Raw genomic sequence first — 22,056 nt, 5'->3', positions numbered from 1 at the left:
AGACTATAACAACAATAAAAACATTATGGCACAAACTCCTGAATTTAAGTATGCGCCCATGTTTCAAATGGGCAATGACGAAACTGAGTATTATTTATTAACAAAAGACGGCGTATCGGTTAGTCAATTCGAGGGAAAACCTGTCCTGAAAGTGACTCCGGAAGCACTCACCATGCTCACCCAACACGCCTTTCACAACGTGAGTTTCATGTTGCGTCGCGCACACAACGAACAAGTAGCGAAGATTTTAACCGACCCTGAGGCGTCAGACAATGACAAGTATGTGGCTCTCTCCTTCTTGCGCAATGCCGAAGTTGCATCAAAAGGCAAACTACCACTTTGCCAAGACACGGGTACCGCTATTGTACACGGTGAAAAGGGACAACAGGTATGGACGGGCTTTTGCGATGAAGAAGCCATCTCTCGTGGCGTTTACAACACCTACACACAAGACAACCTGCGCTACTCACAGAATGCACCCCTCAATATGTACGACGAGGTGAACACCAGATGCAACCTTCCTGCACAGATAGACTTAGAGGCAACTGAGGGAATGGAATACAAATTCTTGTTTGTTACTAAGGGAGGCGGCTCTGCCAACAAGACCTATCTGTACCAAATGACCAAAGCCATTATTCAAAACCCTGGCACCTTGGTTCCTTTCTTGGTAGAGAAAATGAAATCATTGGGTACAGCTGCTTGTCCTCCTTACCACATTGCATTCGTCATTGGAGGCACCTCGGCAGAGAAAAACCTGCTCACCGTGAAGTTAGCGTCTACTCATTATTATGACAACCTGCCCACCTCGGGAGACGAAACAGGACGTGCTTTCCGCGATGTAGCACTGGAGAAGGAACTTTTAGACGAAGCACACAAGATTGGACTGGGTGCTCAGTTTGGTGGTAAATACATGGCTCACGATATTCGGGTGGTACGCTTACCACGCCATGGAGCATCGTGTCCCATCGGAATGGGCGTCAGTTGTTCGGCAGACCGCAACATCAAAGCCAAGATTAACAAAGAGGGTTTGTGGATAGAGAAGTTAGATGAAAATCCCGGTTCGCTCATTCCAGAGGAATTACGTCAAGCTGGTGAAGGCGATGTGGTGAAAATCAACCTCGATCAACCCATGGCAGACATCTGCAAAGAGCTGTCGCAATATCCCGTATCTACACGTGTGAGTCTCAACGGTACTATCATCGTGGCACGCGACATCGCACATGCCAAGCTCAAAGCACGTCTTGATGCAGGCGAAGAGTTGCCCGAATACTTCAAGAACCACCCTATTCTCTACGCTGGTCCGGCGAAGACTCCGGAGGGAATGCCTTGTGGCAGTATGGGTCCTACTACCGCAAACCGCATGGATCCTTATGTAGACGAGTTCCAAGATCATGGCGGTTCGATGGTGATGATTGCCAAAGGCAACCGCACACAAGTGGTGACCGATGCGTGTCAAAAGCACGGAGGTTTCTATTTGGGTAGCATTGGCGGCCCTGCTGCTGTGCTGTCGATGAATTCTATTAAGAGCATTGAGTGCGTGGAATATCCCGAACTCGGCATGGAAGCCATTTGGAAAATTGACGTTGTCGACTTCCCTGCTTTCATCTTAGTAGACGACAAGGGAAATGATTTCTTCAAACAACTGAAACCTTGGACGCCTTCTTGCACAAAATAACAGACTGCAATAGCCTCTCATGGTTATGAGTTAACCGCCAGTTTTGAAGATGCAAAGCTGGCGGTTGTTCAATTAAAGTACGCAAGGATTTATTCTGAGTGTTACTACTCGTAAATAGTAAGACTTACTACCAGGAGGCTGTAATATACAGCAACGTAAAAATAAATCAATTATTTGGGAGTATAAGATTCTTAATTTACCTTTGCAATTGATTATGATACTATTAAGAAGCCTCAAAATATTACTCTTATCCATATTCGTCTCAACGATTTTGTCTGCTCAAACGCCCATCGCTAACCGTGTTAACGAGGCAGCCAGACATGTATCGAAAGATGCCTCTGTGGTGGCGAAGTATACGGATAACAAGCGTCATAGTCTGTATTACGTTCGCAAAAACAAGCTTTTTTGTCTGGATGTGGTGCTCAACATCAATGAAGAACTCAACTTTACGCCACACAAATATGATAAAATTTTATCTTCCTACCTCAGTCCTGACGGTGAATACATGTTCATCTGCCTGGACAAGGGGAATAAATCCGGATGGGTACTGGAAGATAGATTCGAACTATGGCGAATCAACTCATATAACAGAAAGTCCACACGAATAGCCTCTGGGTTTACCATTGATAGAACAAAAGAAGGTTTTCTTCTTCGCAAAACCTCCAGGTGCTTAAATCCAAGAGCACCAAAATCACAACAAAGATGGATGGTCAGGGATCATCATTTCGACTTGATGGGCCAAGCTACCGTTACCTTACCTGAATACGAGTACCGCTTCTGACCTATCGTGTCGTAACGTGAAAGCATCCTTGGTGTATTTCGTATTTTACATAGCAGCGGTTAAGATTGCGCAAATCGTTCAGCACTTCACTTAATACCCACTTCAAACTATCGTTACGAACCTGTCGGCGGGCAGGTCCATCTGGGTCTTGTACGGTAATATAACGATTATAACCAATGTCGAAAGTTGTTCCATAAAGATGGCAACTGTTTGGCTTGGCATTACCATTATGGCCTCTCAATCTCTCAATATCCTCTCGGCTACGCATCACACTGGTGACAATAATTTTGTGAAGGGGAATTCCTTTCACTTGCAAACTGTCGAAGAAGTTGCGCCCAATATCTTGAAGTAAGACGGCAGCCTGTGGCACCAAATAAGGAATACTGCTTTTTAAGCGATCAACATAGAAATAAGGATTCGCACCAATGTATACCAACTCCGCCTTCCTACTTTCAGCTTCGGCACGATCAAGCACCGGCTTTACCCCCAACTTGTTGGCGGCGACGAGCTGAACGTCATTCTGATCAGGAAACGATTTGGAAAAATTCTGAACGCTATAAATTCGGTTTTTAACGAGTGACCCATCTGCATTGAAAAATTTTGAGCGCATACTCGGACGAGCTTCAGGGTTGTTCGCAGCAACGGATTTAACAGCATGATTCTTATTTGTCTTGTCTGTCAGCGTCAGCGAATCTAAATGATTATTCGGAGAAGAGATATCTTTTGCAGTCCTATTGCCCGCAACATCAGGAAAGACGCAACGCACCATGCCCAAAAACACAACGCAGAGGGCAAAACCTTGTAAGTATCTCTTCTTTGAAATCTTCATCAATACAGCTTCTGAGCGACAAAGTTAATAAAAAGAAAACAGTTAATCCCTGTACCAATCTTTTTTTTCACTTTTATGAAAAAACTCCAATACCACATCTTCAATGTCTAATCTTTTTCGTACATTTGCAACAATTATTTAAACTTATACATCACATTGATTGAGAAGCATATCGTTCTGGAAGACATAGACCCTGTTACATTCTATGGGGTCAACAATGATCATTTGCAGATGCTCAAGTCGCTGTTTCCCAAATTGCGAATAGTTGCCCGTGGAAACGTCATCCGCATCTTGGGCGACGAGGAAGAGATGGCCAAGATTGAAGAGGATATCGAACTGATGCAGAAGCACGTCTTAAAGTACAACTCCATTACGGAAGAAGACATATTGGACATCGTTCATGACCACAAGACAAAGGCCGACGCCATCAAGGATGTTGTGGTGTATAGTATATCAGGACGCCCTATCAAGAGCCGAAGCGAGAATCAGCAAAAACTCATCGAAGCATATAATACTTCGGACATGGTGTTTGCCGTTGGTCCGGCAGGCACTGGAAAAACCTATCTCAGCATTGCTTTAGCCGTAAAAGCCCTGAAAGAAAAGGCTGCCAAGAAGATTATCCTCTCCCGCCCAGCCGTGGAAGCCGGAGAGAAACTTGGATTTTTGCCTGGAGATATGAAGGACAAGATAGATCCATACCTACAACCTTTATACGATTCTCTTGAAGACATGATTCCAGCCGTGAAACTGCAAGACATGATGGAGAAACACATCATTCAGATTGCTCCCCTGGCTTTCATGCGCGGCAGAACCTTAAGTGACGCTGTCGTCATCCTTGATGAAGCGCAAAACACCACCCCAGCCCAAATCAGAATGTTCCTTACCCGCATGGGATGGAACACCAAAATGATTATCACAGGCGATATGACCCAGATAGATTTACCGCACGAACAAAAGAGTGGTTTAAAAGAAGCACTGAGAATATTAGGCGATGTTGAAGGCATCTCTGTGGTTGAATTGGGAAAGAAGGACATCGTTCGCCACAAATTGGTCACGAGAATCGTGAACGCCTATGAAGCTTACGACAATGTCAGGAACCAAGAAAAGAAACTCGAGTTTAAAGATTAAACATACAACAATGAAAGCATTAACAAAAACTGATTTCCATTTCGATGGACAAAAGAGTGTTTACCATGGCAAAGTACGTGATGTTTACAACATCAATGATGACTTAATCGTGATGGTTGCAACTGACAGAATCTCTGCATTCGACGTGATTCTACCCAAGGGAATTCCTTTCAAAGGACAGGTTCTCAATCAGATAGCTGCCAAATTTCTTGACTCTACCAAAGACATCTGCCCCAACTGGAAGATTGCCACACCAGACCCAATGGTGACGGTAGGTGTAAAATGTGAAGGCTTTCGTGTTGAAATGATCATCCGAAGCATTCTGACAGGCAGCGCTTGGCGCGAATATAAGGCCGGAGCCAGAGAGCTTTGCGGCGTTAAATTGCCCGATGGCATGAAGGAAAACGAACGTTTCCCAGAGCCAATCGTCACACCAACAACCAAGGCTGACGAAGGACATGACCTCAACATCTCAAAAGAAGAAATCATCAGTCAGGGGATTGTTCCGGCAGAAGATTACGCCATCATCGAGGATTACACGCGCAAATTGTTCGCTCGCGGACAGGAAATTGCAGCCAAACAAGGGCTGATTCTTGTGGACACCAAGTATGAGTTTGGTAAAAAAGACGGCAAGATTTATCTCATTGACGAAATTCATACCCCAGACTCCAGTCGTTACTTCTACGCCGACGGCTATGAGGAGAAACTGGCGAAAGGTGAGCCGCAGAGACAACTGTCAAAAGAGTTCGTACGTCAATGGCTCATCGAGCACAACTTCATGAATGAGCCTGGGCAGACCATGCCAGAGATTACGGACGAATATGCTGAAAGTGTAAGCGAGCGATACATTGAATTGTACGAACACATCACTGGCGAAAAGTTCAAGAAAGCGGCCGACCATAATGATTTGGCTGCCCGCATTGAAAAGAATGTCAGTGAATATCTCGCATCGCTTAAATAAAAAAAGTCAATTCATACAACAGCGTGTACGGACAAGAAAAGATAAAACCGTATAGTCAGGAGGGCGAGAAGAAACAGCAAGTAGAGCGAATGTTTGATCACATTGCGCCCACGTACGATGAGTTGAACCATCGCTTGTCATGGAACATAGACAAGGGATGGCGCAAAAAAGCCATCAAGCAGCTGGAACCTTTCGCCCCCCAAAACATACTGGACATAGCCACCGGTACCGGTGATTTCGCCATTCTGTCGGCCAAGATGCTGCAACCCAAACAACTGATTGGTGCTGATATCTCGGTTGGCATGATGGAAATAGGCAAACGAAAAGTTGCTGCAGCGCATTTGGACCATATCGTTTCCTTTCAAAAAGAAGACTGTCTGGCCCTATCTTTTGCAGACCATTCGTTTGATGCCGTAACAGCTGCTTTTGGCATTCGTAATTTTCAAGATTTGGACAGCGGAATGAAAGAAATCTATAGGGTACTAAAAACAGGTGGACACCTGAGCATTGTTGAGCTGACACAACCTGTGTCGTTCCCGATGAAACAATTGTTCAAGGTATATTCGCACACGCTTCTACCCTTTTATGGCAAACTCCTTTCTAAGGATAAAAGCGCCTACAAATACCTTACGTCAACCATCGAAGCCTTTCCACAAGGTGAACAGATGGTTGAGATTTTACAGAAAGCGGGCTTTTCCAACGCAACGTTCAAGAGATTGACATTAGGTGTCTGCACTATGTATTTTGCAGAAAAAGAATGATTTAGAAGAACTACGCCAATGGATTTGCGTGCAATAACAACATGAATATGGACAAATACGGACTGATAGGCTACCCTCTTGGGCATTCATTCTCGATAGGTTATTTTAATGAGAAATTCCAAAACGAAGGAATCAATGCCAGCTATGTGAATTTTGAGATTCCCAATATAGAGAATCTTCAAGAAGTGTTGGCATCCAACCCCGATCTTAAAGGATTAAATGTCACGAGGCCTTACAAAGAAAAGGTCATCCCCTATCTCGACGAACTCAGTCCGGAAGCCAAATCTATTGGTGCCGTTAACGTTATCAAGGTCACGCACAAGGGTAAGAAAACCATATTGAAGGGCTTCAACAGTGATGTCATTGGGTTTACACGAAGCATCGAACCGCTGCTCGAGACGTTTCACAAAAAAGCACTAATCTTAGGTACCGGAGGTGCCGCCAAGGCTATAGACGTGGGGCTAAGGTCATTGGGAATTGAAACAAAATATGTTTCTCGGCAGAACCTTCCAAATGTATTGCGATATGATGACATCACTCCCGAAATCATCCAAGAATACAATGTCATCGTCAATTGTACCCCCGTTGGGATGTATCCACATGCTGACGTATGTCCGCAGTTGCCATACGAAGCGATGGGCAGCCATCATTTGCTGTACGACTTGATATACAATCCAGATGAAACGCTTTTCATGAAACAGGGAGCCAAGCAGGGAGCAACGGTCAAAAATGGATTGGAAATGCTGCTGTTGCAGGCTTTTGTCTCATGGGAGTTTTGGCACGAAGCTTAGATGCTCTTTTCTAAACTCTCTCAAGCAATGATTGGCTTAGATAATTAGCCAAAGGAAGAACAAAGTGGTTCATGCAACTGTTCGTCATCACATCAACGGTTTACTCACCAAACTTAAAAAACATTGATACACATGGATAGATATATGATGCGCGGTGTTTCTGCCGCAAAGGAAGATGTTCACAACGCCATCAAGAACATCGACAAGGGCATTTACCCCCAAGCCTTCTGCAAAATCATTCCCGACATACTGGGAGGCGACCCTGATTATTGCAACATCATGCACGCCGACGGTGCCGGAACCAAATCGTCTTTGGCCTATATGTACTGGAAAGAGACGGGCGATCACAGTGTATGGAAGGGCATTGCACAGGATGCCATTGTGATGAATACCGACGACTTGCTGTGTGTGGGTGCGGTAGATAACATCTTAGTATCGAGTACCATTGGGCGTAATAAACTCTTGATACCCGGTGAAGTCATCTCCGCCATCATCAATGGCACTGATGAATTGCTGCAAGAGATGCGCGACATGGGTATTGGCATCTACCCCACTGGAGGCGAAACGGCTGATGTAGGTGACCTGGTGCGCACCATCATCGTCGACTCAACCGTGACCTGCCGCATGAAACGCAGCGATGTCATCAACAATGCGAACATCCGCCCGGGCGATGTCATCGTCGGATTGAGTAGTACAGGACAGGCTACATACGAGAAAACATACAATGGTGGCATGGGAAGCAACGGTCTGACCAGTGCCCGCCACGATGTTTTTACCAAATATTTGGCAGAAAAATTCCCAGAAAGTTACGATAATGCCGTACCCAACGAGTTGGTGTATAGCGGTAAATATCAACTTACCGACAACATAGAAGGCGTGGAAATTGATGCCGGTCATTTGGTTCTCTCTCCTACTCGCACCTATGCACCTATTATTAAAAAGGTGTTGGATGCACACCGAAGTCACATTCATGGCATGGTTCATTGCACGGGAGGCGCACAAACCAAGGTGCTTCACTTTGTTGGCGACAATTGCAAAGTGGTAAAAGACAACTTGTTCCCCGTTCCTCCTTTGTTCAAAGTGATACAAAAGTGCAGTGGCACCGACTGGAAAGAAATGTACAAAGTGTTCAACATGGGGCATCGCATGGAAATCTATGTGGCTCCCGAGCATGCAGAAGAAATTATCGGTATCAGCAAAAACTTCAATGTTGACGCACAAATCATTGGCCATATTGAAGAGGGAACACGCGCATTGACCATTCAATCAGAATTTGGAAAGTTCGAATATTAAAAATCATATATGACAGAGAATAACAATATCCTCCACAAACTTGATGGATTAGAAGCAAGGTTTGAGGAAGTGGCAACACTGATTACCGACCCCAGCGTCATTGCTGATCAGCCTCGGTACGTCAAGCTGACGAAAGAATATAAAGACTTGGGTGACATCATGGATGTGCGCAAGCGCTACATTGCTTGTCTCAACGTCATCAAAGAGTCCAAGGACATTCTTGCCAATGAAACGGATGCCGACATGAAAGAGATGGCTCGTGAAGAATTGCAGGAAAACGAAGCGTTGCAACCCCAGTTGGAAGAAGAAATAAAATTGGCGTTGGTACCCAAAGACCCCGAAGACGAAAAGAACGTGCAGATGGAGATTCGTGCAGGGACAGGTGGCGACGAAGCCGCACTGTTTGCGGGTGATATCTTCAATATGTACAAGAAGTTTTGCGACTCAAAAGGCTGGTCGCTGAGTGTCACCGCTGTAAATGAAGGGACAGTTGGCGGTTTCAAAGAAATAGACTTTGCCGTAACCGGTGACCGTGTTTACGGAGTTTTGAAATACGAGAGCGGGGTTCATCGCGTTCAACGTGTACCTGCCACAGAGACACAGGGGCGCATGCACACTTCGGCTGCTACCGTAGCCGTGCTGCCAGAGGCCGACCAATTTGAGGTGAACATCAACGAAGGCGATATCAAATGGGACACGTTCAGAAGCTCGGGTGCCGGTGGTCAGAACGTCAACAAGGTAGAATCGGGCGTTCGTCTGCGTTATCCCTGGAAGAATCCCAACACTGGCGAAGTGGAGGAAATACTCATAGAGTGTACCGAGACGCGAGATCAGCCTAAGAACAAGGAACGCGCGCTGTCACGCTTGCGTACCTTCATCTACGACAGAGAGCATCAGAAGTATATCGATGACATTGCCAGCAAACGCAAGACATTGGTCTCTACAGGCGACCGTAGTGCCAAAATCAGGACCTACAACTATCCTCAGGGTCGCGTGACAGATCACAGAATTGGCTACACCACACACGATTTGCAAGGCTTCATGAATGGTGACATACAAGACATGATAGACGCATTGACCGTAGCAGAGAATGCTGAAAAGCTCAAAGAGTCGGAACTTTAAACAAAAAGTCATCATTTTTGTTCAAGGATAGTTCACAGATACAACAACAACTTTTAAACAGCTAATCACCCAAAAAGGTCGTTCCCATGCGCAAGATGATGTGCTTTCGTAACTAATTGACATACAGAATATTAATAAACGTTCTAAGGATGGTTTCCAAATGCATGGAGTTTGGTTACCAAAAGCATGGAGATTGGACATCAAAGTCATGGAGATTGGATGGCAAAAGCATGGTGATTGAAATTCATCCCCCATGCGCCGGGTGAAGCATGGCTGTAATCAGCAACGCTAAAAGGAAAAACGTTAAAATAAACTTACCACCTATATATTCACAGATTGTATATGAACAGACAACAACTTATAAAACAGATTTTCGACAAAAAGTCTTTTCTATGTGTAGGACTTGACCCCGACATCAAGAAGATACCGCCACACTTGCTGCATGAAGAAGACCCGATTTATGCATTCAACAAGGCCATTATCGATGCTACGGCACCCTATTGTGTGGCCTACAAGCCAAATTTAGCGTTCTATGAGTGTAGAGGTGTTGAAGGCTTGACCTCGTTCGAGAAAACCGTCAGCTACCTGAAAGCGCATTATCCCGACCATTTCATCATTGCTGATGCCAAACGAGGTGACATCGGGAACACATCAGCCATGTATGCCAAGACCTTCTTTGAAGAATACGATGTTGATGCATTGACCGTGGCTCCGTACATGGGAGAAGACAGCGTGACACCTTTTCTCGAATATGAAGACAAGTGGGTCGTTGTATTGGCACTGACAAGCAACAAAGGATCGCATGATTTTCAGTTGACGGAAGACAAGAACGGTGAGAAACTTTTTGAGAAAGTCATCAAGACTTCTCAATCGTGGGGGACCGATCAAAACATGATGTATGTGGTTGGTGCAACGCAAGGCAACATGTTTGAGGCAATCAGAAAGGTGGCTCCTCATCACTTTTTGCTGGTGCCTGGCGTGGGTGCGCAGGGAGGAAGCCTGCAAGATGTCTGCCAATATGGAATGACGAAGGATTGTGGGTTGCTCGTCAATAGTTCACGCGGCATTATCTATGCCGGCCAAGGAGAAGACTTTGCCACGGCCGCTGCAAAGAGTGCCATGAAACTTCAGCAAGAAATGGAAAAAGAATTAGAAAGGTTATAAACTTTCATATCATAAATAACTCCTTTTTAACCCGACTCTCGTTGAACACCGATATCGATAAACAGTGAGGTTACACCTGCCCCATTGGGGTTTCAACTGTGATAGACGAACCGTGAAAGAAATAAATGTTTCAGTGAAAAAACGCAAATATTACATTTGTCAGTCAAAAGTCTGAGTAAAAATAGGTATATTTGCAAAATAATCAATTGAGATACCTAAAGTATGGAATTTACTGCCAAGCAAATAGCACAATATATAGGAGGCAAGATTGAAGGCAATGAAGAAGCAACTGTTCACACTTTCGCAAAAATTGAAGAAGGTACCAGTGGAGCGATTTCATTCCTTTCTAATCCAAAATACACACATTATATATACGATACACAATCATCGATTGTTCTTATTGATGAGGATTTGGAATTGGACAACCCCGTCCAGACGACCTTGATACGCGTGAAGAACGCATACGATAGTGTCGCCAAACTACTTCAATTATATGAGTCGACTAAGCCCCGAAAGACTGGCATCCACCCCATGGCCACCATCTCCGAAACGGCCAAGATAGGCGAGAATGTATACGTTGGCCCATTTGCTTACATCGGAGAGAATGTCGTGATAGGCAACAACACGCAGATATTCCCACATGCAGTGGTTTTGGAGAACGCCTCAGTAGGTTCAGAATGTATCATTTATCCACACGCAACAGTCTATCACAATTGCAAGATAGGAAACCGTGTCATCCTGCATGCGGGCTGCGTCATTGGAGCCGATGGTTTCGGATTCGCTCCATCTGAAGAAGGCTACGACAAGATACCGCAAATTGGTATTGTGACCATTGAAGATGATGTAGAGGTGGGTGCCAACACTTGCGTTGATCGTTCGACCATGGGCAGCACCTATGTAAGGAAAGGTGTGAAACTTGATAATTTGGTTCAAATTGCCCACAATACCGACATTGGTGAGCATACCGTAATGAGCGCACAGGTAGGAGTGGCCGGATCGACAAAGGTTGGACAATGGTGCATGTTTGGTGGACAAGTAGGAATTGCCGGACATATCACCATTGGCGACAAGGTATTTCTTGGCGCACAGTCGGGTGTACCGGGTAGTATCAAGGACAACCAGCAACTCATTGGCACGCCACCCATGAAGGAGAGGCCCTATTTTCGCTCCCATGCCATCTTCCGGAAACTTCCTGAACTATATAAAGAAATCAACAACCTGAAAGAAGAGGTGGAGCGATTGAAAAAGAACATCAAATAAGACTATTGCACTCGATAAATAAATCATAGAATGGATACAATCAAACAGAGAACACTAAAAGGTAGTTTTTCCCTGTGTGGCAAAGGATTGCACACGGGTTTGAACTTGACAGTTACCTTTAATCCTGCTCCTGAAAATACTGGATATAAAATTCAACGGATTGACTTGGAAGGTCAGCCCATCATTGAGGCCATTGCCGAAAACGTGGTTGATACGCAGCGTGGCACGGTTCTGGCACGTGGCGACGTGCGCGTGTCTACTGTTGAGCACGGACTTTCTGCCCTGTATGCAATGGGGATAGACAACTGTATGATTCAAGTAAATGGACCAGAGTTTCCTATTTTGGATGGTTCTGCCGGCATCTACGTGAATAGAATCCAGGAAATTGGTATCGTAGAGCAAAATGCACCAAAAGATTTTTACATCATTCGTAAGAAAATAGAAGTCAAAGATGACGAGACAGGTTCGTGTATCACGATACTTCCCGATGATCAGTTCAGCATCACGGCCATGTGCTCATTCGAGTCAAAATTCATCAACAGCCAATTTGCGACACTGGACAACATCGATGATTTTGCGAAAGAAATCGCACCAGCCCGTACTTTTGTCTTCGTCAGGGACATCCTTCCTCTGCTCGAAGCAAACCTCATCAAAGGTGGTGACATGGACAATGCCATCGTAATCTACGAAAGAGAAGTGTCACAAGACCAACTGGACCAACTGGCAGACATCCTGAAAGTGCCACGCATGGATGCAACGAAGATTGGGTACATTCAGCATAAGCCCTTGATGTGGGAAAACGAGTGCACACGTCACAAATTGCTGGACATTATCGGTGACATGGCCTTGATAGGCAAACCCATCAAAGGACGAATTGTTGCAACACGGCCAGGACATACCATCAACAACAAGTTTGCTCGCCTGATGCGCAGAGAGATTCGCAAACATGAAATACAGGCACCGATTTATGACCCCAATGAACCACCCATCATGGATAACATCAGAATCAGGGAACTGCTCCCCCATCGTTATCCCATGCAGCTGGTAGACAAGATTATAGCCATCGGCTCCAACACGATTGTCGGAGTAAAGAACATTACAAGCAACGAACCTTTCTTTACAGGGCATTTTCCACAAGAGCCAGTCATGCCCGGAGTATTGCAGGTAGAAGCCATGGCACAGTGTGGAGGATTGTTGGTATTAAACCAAGTAGAAGAACCTGAAAGATGGTCTACGTACTTTCTGAAAATCGACAACGTTAAATTCAGACAGAAAGTGGTTCCGGGCGACACGCTTATCTTCCGCGTGGAAATGATTCAACCTGTACGACATGGCATCAGTACCATGAAAAGTTATTCCTTTGTTGGCGACCAAGTGGTATCTGAGGCAATGTTTACTGCACAGATCATCAAAAACAAATAAACAGAAGTATCATTCGATGTTTTTCATCATCATAAAGTTATCATTACCCTATGAATCAAATAAGCCCATTAGCTTTTGTACATCCAGAAGCGCAACTCGGTGACAATAATGTCATTGGCCCTTTTTGCTATCTTGATAAAAATACAGTACTGGGCAACCATAACATCCTACAAAATAGCGTCACCATCAATTATGGAGCACGCATAGGTGATGACAACGAGTTTTTTCCCGGTGCCAGCATCAGCACGAAGCCGCAGGATTTAAAATTCGCCGGCGAAGAGACAATCTGCGAAATTGGCGACAAAAACAGCATTCGTGAGAATGTTACCATTTCAAGGGGCACGGCATCAAAAGGAACGACCAAGGTAGGAAACAACAACTTGTTGATGGAAAACATGCACGTTGCACACGATTGCATCATTGGCAGCAATGTGATCATCGGCAATTCCACCAAGTTTGCCGGTGAAGTGACGGTGGACGACTACGCCATCATCAGTGCTACGGTTTTATGTCATCAATTCTGTCACATCGGTGGATATGTGATGATTCAAGGTGGCAGTAGGTCTTCACAGGACATTCCGCCCTACGTTATGGCGGGCAAAGAGCCCATTAAGTATGCTGGCATCAACATTATCGGCCTGAGACGAAGAGGTTTTAGCAACGAATTAATCCAACTGATACACCAAGCTTACCGATTGCTTTATAGCAAAGGTGTTTTGAAAGAAGGAATAGAAGAAATCAGAAAGAATCTGACAGTTACCCCAGAAATTCAATACATCATCGACTTTGTAGAAAGTTCTCAACGAGGTATCATCAGATAAATGAACACACTTGTTGTGCTTTTAGGCCCTACTGGAGTGGGAAAAACAGAGGTAGCGTTGCAAATAGCAGAACATTTGCAATCGCCTATCATCAATGCCGACTCTCGACAGATATATGCCGAGATTCCTATTGGCACAGCCGCCCCAACCAAAGAGCAGCAAGAACGAGTAAAACATTATTTCGTTGGCACGTTGCATCTAACAGATTATTATAGTGCAGCCAAATATGAAGAAGATGTTTTGCAACTCTTAAACCAGCATTTCAAGCATCAACAAGTGGCTTTACTGTCGGGCGGCAGCATGATGTATATTGATGCTGTATGCCAAGGTATCGATGACATACCAACGGTTGACGAGGCGACAAGGAAACTGATGAAAAGAAGATTGGAAACAGAAGGATTGGACGCTCTTGTTGAAGAGTTAAAAGTTCTGGATCCAGAACATTACAAAATTGTGGATTTACACAATCCCAGACGCGTGATTCATGCGCTTGAAATATGCCACATGACTGGGAATACCTATACTTCCTATCGTAAAAACACAAAGAAGATACGATCTTTCAACATCGTAAAGATTGGACTCAACCGCCCCAGAGAAAAAATGTATGAGCGAATCAACAATCGTGTCTTGAAAATGATGGAGCAAGGAATGATTGAAGAGGCCAAAGCGGTATATCCACAGAAAGGTCTAAATTCCTTGAACACGGTTGGTTATAAAGAGCTTTTTGCCTATTTCGACGGTGACATCTCGCTGGATGATGCTATCCTAAAGATACAGTCCAACACAAGACAATACATGAGAAAACAAGTCACTTGGTTCAAACGTGACAATGAAATCAAATGGTTCTCGCCTACGAACATTGAAGAAATCATAAATTATATAGACGATCAACGATAGACATCAAGTAATTAACTATCTTTGCAAATTAATTATCTCTATTATGCTTCACAAGATAAAAAGATTTTTCAGCTGGTTGTGGATCAAACTACGTGGCTTTTGGCCATGGTATAAAAAACTGTTCCAAGGAAAACCTTGGTACGCCAAGACCGGCATAGCTTTACTCTCAGGGTTGATTGCACTCATTATCTATCTTGGAGCTGTTGATCTTAATTTCCTTTGGTTGTTTGGCAAATCACCAGGCTTCGCTCAAATTAAGAATCCTAACACCTCTTCGGCTTCGGAGATTTACAGTGCTGATGGGAAGCTCATAGGAAAATATTTTAATGAAAACAGAACACCCGTTAAGTATGAAGAAGTGAATCCACAATTCTGGAAAGCACTGATTGACACCGAAGACGAGCGATTCTATAGACACATAGGCATTGACTTTCAAGGACTCTTTGGGGCGGCCAAAGATGCCATTGTTGGCAATGAAGCCCGTGGAGCATCAACTATCACGCAACAGTTGGCTAAGAATATGTTCCGTGTACGCACGCAATATTCCACTGGATTGCTTGGTAAGATACCAGGTATCAAGATACTTATCATGAAAAGCAAGGAATGGATCATTGCCTTGAAGCTTGAAATGCTGTATGATAAAAATGAAATTCTTACCATGTACGCCAACACGGTCGACTTCGGATCTAACTCGTATGGAGTCAAAACGGCCAGTAAAACCTATTTCAACACATCACCTGCCAATCTCACAACTGAGCAAGGAGCTGTGCTGGTAGGCATGCTCAAAGCTACAACTCATTATAACCCGATTGCCAATCCCAAGAATAGTTTCAGACGTAGAAATGTCGTTTTGCAGAACATGGTGACCAAGGGCGACCTGTCTAAAAAGCAATATGACAGTCTGAGTGTCATTCCCATCAAGCTTAGCTATAGCGTAGAATCTAATTATGACGGTCAGGCTTTATACTTTAGGGAAGCTGTTGCCAACTATTTGAAGGATTGGTGCGAGGAGAATGGGTATGACCTGTACAGCAGTGGTCTGAAAATATACACCACGATTGATACCCGCATGCAGAAGTACGCTGAAGAGGCTGCACGTAAACAAATGAAGCAAATTCAACGCAACTTCAACAATCACTGGGGTAAAAATGACCCATGGATTGATGAAAACGGAAAGGTTATCCCAGGATTCATCGAACAAATTGCACAAAGACAGCCTGTATATAAATACCTTGCCGCCAAATATCAGAATAATCCAGACTCCATCACCTATTATTTGAACAAGCCCCACAAAGTAAAATTGTTCGATTATGACGAAGGAACTATAGAGAAAGAAATGTCTACCATGGACTCCATACGATACATGGTGCGCTTCATGCACTGCTCCATGGTTGCGATGGAGCCACAAACAGGAGCCGTGAAGGCTTGGGTAGGCGACATCAACTTCAACTCATGGAAATATGATAAAGTAACAGCCATGCGCCAACCGGGGTCAACCTTCAAGCTCTTTGTTTATACTGAGGCGATGAACCAAGGCCTGACACCTTGTGACAAACGCCGGGATGAATACATCTCCATGAAAGTATATGATAGGAAAAAGAAAGAAGAAGTTTTGTGGACACCAGGAAATGCCAATGGACGTTTTTCCGGAGACTCCATCCCCTTGAAGAGTGCCTTTGCGAGAAGCATCAACTCTATCGCCGTGAGACTCGGACAAGAGATGGGCATCAAACGAATCATTGATACGGCTGAGAAGATGGGAATCAAGAGTCCACTGCAAGACGAACCATCCCTAGCGTTAGGATCATGCGACGTCAACCTCTTGGAAATGGCAAATGCCTATTGCACTGTCGCCAACGATGGCAAACATCACGAGCCCGTCTTGGTTACCCGCATCGTAGACCGTGATGGGAGGCAAGTCTACATCGCGCCCAACAAGACCGAACAAGTAATTCCATACAAGAGTGCGTTCCTCGTCCAACAGCTATTGCTGGGTGGTCTAAAAGAGCCAGGCGGAACTTCACAAAGCCTATGGGGATACGTGGGAAAACACAGTGATACGGAATGGGGAGGAAAGACAGGAACTTCCAACAACCACTCAGATGCATGGTTTATGTGCATAAGTCCAAAACTGGTGGTAGGCGCATGGGTAGGTGGAGAATACCGCAGCATCCATTTCCGCACTGGTGCTTTGGGGCAAGGATCAAGGACTGCCCTACCTATATGTGGCTACTTCTTGCAAGCTGTACTGGATGATCCAAACTTCAAACAATATCATGGCAAGTTTGGTAAGCCTAAAGACAAAGATATCACCAGCGATATGTACAACTGTCCGAGTTATTATCAACAAGCGCGAGTTGACACAACTGCAACAGATAGCCTGAACTCCATCTCTGAAGAAATCATTCTTGACGAATTTGGCAACCCTGTTTCCAAACCCATCAAAGACGAGAAAGAGAAACAAAAAGACAACTCGGTAAAATCTCATGAAAACCATACGCCTACAGAAGAGGTAATCCATTTGGATAATCTATAATGGGTATGGTAAAGGAAACTGACATCGAACACATTGATCTGAATAATCTGGAGTTGCAAAACGCACTGCAGATTATTCAGTTTACTCATCGCTCATTATTTTTAACGGGGAAAGCTGGAACGGGTAAGTCAACATTTCTTCGATACATCTCACAGACAACCAAGAAAAAACATGTCATTCTTGCCCCTACAGGCATTGCTGCCATCAATGTGGGAGGAAGCACCTTGCACAGTTTTTTCAAGCTCCCATTCCATCCTCTATTACCAAATGACAACAGGTATAGCGTGCGTAACCTTCGAAAGACGCTCAAGTATAACAACGAGAAAATCAAACTTATCAAGGAAGTAGAGCTCATCATCATCGACGAAATCTCGATGGTGAGAGCCGACATCATCGACTTCATCGACAAGATATTGCGCGTTTATGCCCAGAACATGCGCGTCCCTTTCGGAGGAAAACAATTATTACTCGTTGGCGACATGTATCAATTAGAGCCGGTATTGAAGGAGGACGAACGTTCGTTGCTGCAACCTTTCTATCCTTCAAAATTCTTTTTTGATGCTCATGTCTTCAGAGAGATGCAGCTTGTTTGCATCGAACTTCAGAAAGTTTACCGACAAAGCGACCCACTCTTCATCAGTATATTAGACCATATCAGAACGTCCAATGCTACGCAAGCCGACTTGTCCGTTCTCAACCAAAGAGTAGGAAACAACACCAATGAAGCTGGTGATGCATTGGCAATTACCCTATCTACCCACAGAGACACGGTGGACTACATCAACCAGCAACACCTTCAACAATTACCAGGCGAACCCTCTGTCTTCTATGGCATCATCGAAGGCGAGTTCCCCGAAAACAATCTGCCCACACCCATGAAACTCGAAATCAAAACAGGTGCGCAAGTTTTGTTTGTCAAGAATGATAGGGAGAAACGATGGGTAAATGGTACGTTGGGAACCATCATTGGCATTGGAGATGAGAACGACGGCTTAATTTACGTGAGGACAGAACAAGGTGAAGATGTGGATGTAGAACAAGAAATATGGTCAAACGTTCGATACACCTATAACGAGAAAGAGCAAAAGATTGAAGAGGAAGAAATTGGCAATTTCCGCCAGTTCCCCATTCGGTTGGCATGGGCCATCACCATTCATAAAAGTCAAGGACTTACCTTCAATCAAGTCAACATCGACTTATCAGGAGGCGTGTTTGCAGGTGGCCAAACATACGTCGCCTTGTCACGTTGCCGTTCGTTGGAAGGCATTAACCTTGAAGCACCCATCAAGAAAGAAAACATTTTCATCAGTCCGGCAATCACAAGTTTTGCAAAAACATACAATGACCAGCAATCTCTCGATAAAGCCTTGCAACAAAGTAAGGCTGAAAAACAATATCATGATGCCGTGTCTGCATTCGATCAGGGGGACATGCAATCGGCCTTGGACAATTTCTTTCAGGCCATTCACAGCAGGTATGAAATAGAAAAGCCTTCGGCAAAACGCCTAATCAGGCGAAAGCTCAACGTCATCAACACGCTAAAGGAGGAAAACCAACGCTTACGAGACAAGCAAAAAGAAAAAGAAGATTTGCTGAAACGGCTCGCCGTTGAATATGTCATGATGGGCAAAGAATGTGAAAGAGAAGGAATGAAAGAAGCAGCTTTGCGCAACTATCAAAAGGCATTAGAGCTATGTCCAGAGCATCCAGAAGCCATCAGAAGAATTAAAAAAATAGAGAAAAAAGCAAATCAATAAACACAGGGATTGGATCTCATCATGAACCAATAGAGAAAAAACGATAGAAAGATAAAAAAAATAAATGAGCCCAAATTATTTTCGAGCCCATTTAACTTTTCCTGTTTGTCTAACAAGAAAGTATGATATTGCAGCCTCATAATCGGCAAAAGCCGATACCAAGGAGCTGCAATTAAGCCAAAGTAAACAGATTCTCTGAATCCTTAATTTTACCTTCTTTGAACAGCCATCCAATTCCCAGATAGACTTCTTCTGTTCCAATTTTTGCAGCCTTAGCTATTTCAGCAACGCTCAACGCTTTGTCTGCTGCGGCCAATGCTTGATAAACATCACCAGCACGGAAGCCAACGCTTTCAGCATTTACCACAAGAGCTGTTTTCTTTGCTGAAGCTCTCTTTGTAGTAGTGGTCTTCTTGGGAGCCGCAACCTTCTTTGAAGCTACTGCTGCCGTTACTTTCTTTTCTGTCATAATCAATAAAATTTTAATATACTTTGCACCTCAAATGAGGTAAAATATCTCATTAACGTAGCAAAGGTAGCCATTTTATTTAAAAAACACAATTATTAAACACCAAAAAGTAACATATTTATGGGTGGGTTGATTCACATAAGACGTTTTATTGATGTATGTCAAGCTTGATAGCTAGTTCATCCAGTTGCTTCTGGTCAATTGCAGATGGAGCATCAAGCATCACATCGCGTCCGTTGTTGTTCTTAGGGAAGGCAATGCAGTCGCGAATGCTATCCAAGCCAGCCATGATACTCACAAACCGATCAAGCCCGAACGCTAAACCAGCATGAGGGGGCGCTCCATATTTAAACGCATTGATTAAGAAACCAAACTGTGCCATTGCCTTTTCAGGTGTGAAGCCCAATATCTCAAACATCTTTTGCTGCAACTGGCCATCATGAATACGCAGGCTCCCCCCTCCTACTTCTATACCGTTGCACACAAAATCGTATGCCTTGGCACGAACTCGTTCAGGATACTCATCAAGCAAGGGGATATCGTCTGGATTTGGCATGGTGAACGGATGGTGCGTTGCCATGAGGCGCTGCTCCTCATCACTCCACTCGAACAGGGGGAAATCAACAATCCACAAACACTCAAACTTGTTCTTGTCACGAAGTCCCAGTCGCTCGCCCATCTCCAAACGAAGGGTACACAACTGCACGCGCGTCTTGTTGGCATTGTTTCCACTTAAAATTAAAACCAAATCGCCATCCTTGGCTCCCATTTGTTCTTTTACCTCCAACAACTGTTGATTCGAGTAGAACTTATCAACAGAACTCTTAATCGTTCCATCGGCATTATACTTAATGTATACCAATCCCTTAGCACCTATCTGCGGACGTTTAACAAAGTCGCTCAGTTCGTCCAATTGCTTACGGCTATAGCTGGCACATCCAGGCACACAAATGCCACCAATGTAGCTTGCTTCATTAAACACACTAAAATCAGCCTTGCCTTTGAATGCATCCAAAAGTTCAACAAACTCCATGCCGAAACGCAAATCAGGCTTATCACTACCGAAACGTCTCATCGCTTCATGCCAAGTCATTTGCTGCAACTTCTCTGGCAACTCCACTCCACGAATCTCTTTGAAAAGATGACGGCACAGATTTTCAAACAAGTCGATTACATCATCCTGATCTACGAAACTCATCTCGCAGTCAATTTGCGTGAACTCGGGTTGACGATCGGCACGCAAGTCTTCGTCACGGAAACATTTAGCGATTTGAAAATAGCGGTCAAACCCACTCACCATCAACAACTGCTTGAGCGTTTGTGGGCTCTGTGGCAATGCATAAAACTGTCCGGGATTCATACGCGAAGGCACCACAAAGTCGCGCGCACCTTCCGGAGTAGAACCAATCAATATAGGTGTTTCTACCTCAATGAATTGCTCGTTGTCGAGGAAATTGCGAATCAGAATCGTCATCCGATGGCGCAATTCCAAATTCTTTCTTACCGCAGGTCGGCGCAAATCGAGGTATCTATATTTCATTCGTAAATCGTCACCCCCATCGGTCTCGTCTTCTATTTTGAATGGAGGCGTCAAACTTTCACTCAGTACGTTTAGCTGACTGACCAAAATTTCGATATCTCCGGTCGGCATCTTGTCGTTTTTACTCTGTCGCTCACTCACCTTACCCGTTGCTTGAACACAGAATTCACGCCCCAGTTTATTGGCCTGCTCACACAAAGAAGCGTCGGTTGCCTCATTAAAAACAAGTTGGGTAATACCATATCGGTCGCGCACGTCAACAAATGTCATTCCACCCATCTTACGCGTACGCTGCACCCATCCAGACAGGGTTACCTCCTTGCCTTCATCGGAAAGTCTCAACTCCCCACATGTATTCGTTCTATACATAGTTTGAATTTTATATCTTATCAAACGCAAAATTATACAAAAAAGCCGAAACAAGCAAAGCCTGCATACAAAAAGTAGGTGAAGTGATGACAAATTAATCAGCATGTCATCTCAACTCGGCTCATTCATTTAAGCATGTTGCTCTACATTTGTTTCATACCAAACGTAACGTTCTTCGGTGAAATGACTTCCGCCACAACAACTTTTTAACACAAATGCTTGGCGTTTTATCCACCAACCAGCTCATGTACTGAAAATATGCGAAATATAGAAGTATTTTGTTATTTTACTGATTGTTAGGTAGTTATACGATTTACAAACCTAAAACACCATGAAAAAGCGAAGTGTTTTGAGAGAAAACACATTCTTTTTGTACAAAAATGACGATAATATGATGTAAATTGGGGTGTAAAAGCATGCAGATTGAGAATCAAGAGCATACATATTGGACGACAAAAGCATGCAGATTGCCAGTTTAAT

18 protein-coding genes are annotated in these 22,056 nt (G+C 44.2%); 15 read left to right on the top strand and 3 right to left on the bottom strand.

Annotation, left to right across the window (positions count from 1 at the left end; translation table 11 throughout):
* The first annotated feature begins 25 nt into the window (after positions 1 to 25).
* Positions 26 to 1,675: a fumarate hydratase gene (locus HMPREF1254_RS08605; RefSeq protein WP_023058314.1), complete on the top strand. Its 1,650-nt coding sequence runs from the start codon at positions 26 to 28 to the stop codon at positions 1,673 to 1,675.
* Positions 1,676 to 1,889: 214 nt separating this feature from the next.
* Positions 1,890 to 2,456, top strand: a complete 567-nt coding sequence (locus HMPREF1254_RS08600) for a hypothetical protein (protein ID WP_023058281.1) — start codon at positions 1,890 to 1,892, stop codon at positions 2,454 to 2,456.
* Position 2,457: 1 nt separating this feature from the next.
* On the opposite strand, the gene HMPREF1254_RS08595 is transcribed toward HMPREF1254_RS08600, so the two are convergent.
* A complete protein-coding gene (locus tag HMPREF1254_RS08595) occupies positions 2,458 to 3,285 on the bottom strand; it encodes a DUF5715 family protein (RefSeq protein WP_023058274.1) in 828 nt (275 codons plus the stop codon).
* Between the two features lie 156 nt (positions 3,286 to 3,441).
* Here HMPREF1254_RS08595 and HMPREF1254_RS08590 point away from each other — a divergent pair, with 156 nt between their 5' ends.
* The 13 genes from HMPREF1254_RS08590 to HMPREF1254_RS08530 all read left to right on the top strand — a co-directional run bounded on the left by HMPREF1254_RS08590 (position 3,442) and on the right by HMPREF1254_RS08530 (position 19,198).
* Positions 3,442 to 4,413, top strand: a complete 972-nt coding sequence (locus HMPREF1254_RS08590) for a PhoH family protein (protein WP_004348893.1) — start codon at positions 3,442 to 3,444, stop codon at positions 4,411 to 4,413.
* A 10-nt stretch (positions 4,414 to 4,423) separates the two neighbouring features.
* Positions 4,424 to 5,374 carry a phosphoribosylaminoimidazolesuccinocarboxamide synthase gene (locus HMPREF1254_RS08585; protein WP_023058260.1) on the top strand — a complete coding sequence of 317 codons (951 nt, stop codon included), beginning with the start codon at positions 4,424 to 4,426 and terminating at the stop codon, positions 5,372 to 5,374.
* A 23-nt stretch (positions 5,375 to 5,397) separates the two neighbouring features.
* A complete protein-coding gene (gene ubiE / locus HMPREF1254_RS08580) occupies positions 5,398 to 6,135 on the top strand; it encodes a bifunctional demethylmenaquinone methyltransferase/2-methoxy-6-polyprenyl-1,4-benzoquinol methylase UbiE (RefSeq protein WP_023058275.1) in 738 nt (245 codons plus the stop codon).
* 47 nt (positions 6,136 to 6,182) lie between these two features.
* Positions 6,183 to 6,926, top strand: coding sequence for a shikimate dehydrogenase family protein (locus tag HMPREF1254_RS08575; RefSeq protein ID WP_023058291.1), 744 nt, complete (start codon positions 6,183 to 6,185; stop codon positions 6,924 to 6,926).
* A 132-nt stretch (positions 6,927 to 7,058) separates the two neighbouring features.
* A complete protein-coding gene (locus HMPREF1254_RS08570) occupies positions 7,059 to 8,219 on the top strand; it encodes an AIR synthase-related protein (protein WP_023058268.1) in 1,161 nt (386 codons plus the stop codon).
* A 9-nt stretch (positions 8,220 to 8,228) separates the two neighbouring features.
* Positions 8,229 to 9,341, top strand: a complete 1,113-nt coding sequence (prfA, locus tag HMPREF1254_RS08565; RefSeq protein ID WP_023058263.1) for a peptide chain release factor 1 — start codon at positions 8,229 to 8,231, stop codon at positions 9,339 to 9,341.
* Between the two features lie 342 nt (positions 9,342 to 9,683).
* Complete coding sequence (gene pyrF / locus HMPREF1254_RS08560) at positions 9,684 to 10,505, top strand: orotidine-5'-phosphate decarboxylase (protein ID WP_023058269.1); 822 nt, start codon at positions 9,684 to 9,686, stop codon at positions 10,503 to 10,505.
* A 222-nt stretch (positions 10,506 to 10,727) separates the two neighbouring features.
* On the top strand, positions 10,728 to 11,765 hold the full coding sequence (gene lpxD, locus HMPREF1254_RS08555; protein WP_023058287.1) for a UDP-3-O-(3-hydroxymyristoyl)glucosamine N-acyltransferase: 1,038 nt from the start codon (positions 10,728 to 10,730) through the stop codon (positions 11,763 to 11,765).
* Between the two features lie 30 nt (positions 11,766 to 11,795).
* A complete protein-coding gene (locus tag HMPREF1254_RS08550) occupies positions 11,796 to 13,187 on the top strand; it encodes a bifunctional UDP-3-O-[3-hydroxymyristoyl] N-acetylglucosamine deacetylase/3-hydroxyacyl-ACP dehydratase (protein ID WP_023058283.1) in 1,392 nt (463 codons plus the stop codon).
* A 50-nt stretch (positions 13,188 to 13,237) separates the two neighbouring features.
* On the top strand, positions 13,238 to 14,008 hold the full coding sequence (gene lpxA, locus HMPREF1254_RS08545) for an acyl-ACP--UDP-N-acetylglucosamine O-acyltransferase (RefSeq protein WP_023058294.1): 771 nt from the start codon (positions 13,238 to 13,240) through the stop codon (positions 14,006 to 14,008).
* A complete protein-coding gene (gene miaA, locus HMPREF1254_RS08540) occupies positions 14,009 to 14,905 on the top strand; it encodes a tRNA (adenosine(37)-N6)-dimethylallyltransferase MiaA (RefSeq protein ID WP_023058300.1) in 897 nt (298 codons plus the stop codon).
* Between the two features lie 43 nt (positions 14,906 to 14,948).
* Positions 14,949 to 17,441 carry a transglycosylase domain-containing protein gene (locus HMPREF1254_RS08535; RefSeq protein WP_023058243.1) on the top strand — a complete coding sequence of 831 codons (2,493 nt, stop codon included), beginning with the start codon at positions 14,949 to 14,951 and terminating at the stop codon, positions 17,439 to 17,441.
* Complete coding sequence (locus HMPREF1254_RS08530; protein WP_155945451.1) at positions 17,441 to 19,198, top strand: DEAD/DEAH box helicase; 1,758 nt, start codon at positions 17,441 to 17,443, stop codon at positions 19,196 to 19,198. The genes HMPREF1254_RS08535 and HMPREF1254_RS08530 overlap by 1 nt, the downstream gene beginning before the upstream one ends.
* A 172-nt stretch (positions 19,199 to 19,370) precedes the next feature.
* On the opposite strand, the gene HMPREF1254_RS08525 is transcribed toward HMPREF1254_RS08530, so the two are convergent.
* A complete protein-coding gene (locus HMPREF1254_RS08525) occupies positions 19,371 to 19,667 on the bottom strand; it encodes a winged helix-turn-helix domain-containing protein (protein ID WP_023058307.1) in 297 nt (98 codons plus the stop codon).
* A gap of 148 nt (positions 19,668 to 19,815) precedes the next feature.
* Positions 19,816 to 21,576: an aspartate--tRNA ligase gene (gene aspS / locus HMPREF1254_RS08520; protein ID WP_036879604.1), complete on the bottom strand. Its 1,761-nt coding sequence runs from the start codon at positions 21,574 to 21,576 to the stop codon at positions 19,816 to 19,818.
* Positions 21,577 to 22,056 lie beyond the last annotated feature (480 nt).

Origin of the sequence: Prevotella sp. BV3P1 (genome assembly GCF_000479005.1) — a bacterium.
Classification (GTDB): Bacteria; Bacteroidota; Bacteroidia; order Bacteroidales; family Bacteroidaceae; genus Prevotella.
The sequence above is the reverse complement of the archived record's forward strand: the minus strand, read 5'-3'. Positions and strand labels throughout refer to the sequence as shown.